Origin of the sequence: Gordonia sp. i37 (assembly GCF_002043085.1) — a bacterium.
In the GTDB taxonomy this organism is placed as follows: Bacteria; Actinomycetota; Actinomycetes; order Mycobacteriales; family Mycobacteriaceae; genus Gordonia; species Gordonia polyisoprenivorans.
This window is the reverse complement of the sequence record NZ_MVPX01000674.1, coordinates 1-1,175: the sequence shown is the minus strand read 5'-3', so window position 1 is coordinate 1,175 and position 1,175 is coordinate 1. Positions and strand designations below refer to the sequence as shown.

Annotated in this window: 1 protein-coding gene and 2 pseudogenes; 1 reads left to right on the top strand and 2 read right to left on the bottom strand. The window is 65.4% G+C overall.

Going from position 1 to position 1,175, the window contains the following annotated elements; genetic code table 11:
* Nucleotides 1-360 (top strand): annotated as a pseudogene (locus B1964_RS29535) (ABC transporter ATP-binding protein); the annotation flags it as partial.
* 123 nt (nt 361-483) lie between these two features.
* Here B1964_RS29535 and B1964_RS31380 read toward each other — a convergent pair.
* Together B1964_RS31380 and B1964_RS31375 are read right to left on the bottom strand one after the other, a co-directional pair.
* Nucleotides 484-804: a hypothetical protein gene (locus B1964_RS31380; protein ID WP_253194275.1), complete on the bottom strand. Its 321-nt coding sequence runs from the start codon at nt 802-804 to the stop codon at nt 484-486.
* A gap of 61 nt (nt 805-865) precedes the next feature.
* A pseudogene (locus B1964_RS31375) lies at nt 866-1,078 on the bottom strand (triacylglycerol lipase); the annotation flags it as partial.
* Nucleotides 1,079-1,175: the final 97 nt, after the last annotated feature.

The window sequence follows — 1,175 nt, the reverse complement described above, 5'->3', positions numbered from 1 at the left end:
CCGGTGGTCAAGCAGTTCCTCTCCGGTGATCGGTTCGGTCCGATCGGTATGTCGGAGGAGAAGGACGACGCGGTTGCTGCGCAGGAGGCGGCGATGGCGGCGGCCGGCATTTCCGGTGGTGGTACGAAGGACGATTTCACCGAGATCATCCCGCAGGTGCAGCCGAATCCGGGTATGCCCGAACGCAAGGCGGTCGGGCGGCATCGTCAGCGGGTGTTGGAGTTGTTGCCGTCGTTGCCGGAAAACGCCCAGCGCGCCATCCGTGAATCGATGGCGCAGGAGGACGAGATCCGCGCCCAGGCACAGGCCCACGGCGCCGATGTCGCGGACACGGCACCGATACCCATCGGCGGCCGATAGTCGGGGTGACGACACGACGGGGTACGGCACGAGGGGTGTTGTACCCCGTCATGTCGTACCCCGCCGTCTGTAACCCGTCGTGTTGTGACCCTGCCGTCATGTAACCCGCCGTGTTTCCAGCGCCTACAAAGCGTGCAACACGGACTCCAGCGCCACGGTGTTGTAGGTGATGGCGCCGTGGAACGCCGAGGTCCGAGGGTCGAGATCCTGGATCACGATGTTCGTCACGTTGGGCCCCGGCGGCAACTGGGTTTCGTTCAGCGCCACGACACTGTCGTCGCGCGAACTGATGGTGACGTAGGTGACGTTCGGTCGGGTCAGCCCGTGGCGGCTGATCTCCTGCATATATGCAGAGCCCTTGGTGCCCGTCGATGGCGGCGGGGAGAGCTGCCTGCAGCAGCTGACGCGTCGCCGGCGTCCGCGACAGAAGTTCCAGTGCCCCATGAAAACTCATCCCACGCATCGGTGACGCCACCGCCACGAAGGTGTGTACCCGGGATGCGCCGCCGAGCTCGTTGAGGTAGTAGAACGGCACGAATCCGCCTTCGGAGTAACCGACGAGATCGACCTGATCGGCACCGGTGTGACGGCGCACGCCGTCGATGAAGTCCCCGATCTCCCGGGCGGACGAGCGGGCATCGCCCATCTGATGGAGGGGCCCCGGGATCGTGGTGCCGTAGTCGAGCCCATAGACGCAGTAGCCGGCCGCGGCCAGCATGGGCGACAACCTCGCCCAGATGCCGTACTTGAATCGCCCCGGGTTTGCTGGAGGCTCGGTTAGTTGGTTCCAGCGGTTGCTGGGACCGGGTTCCCAC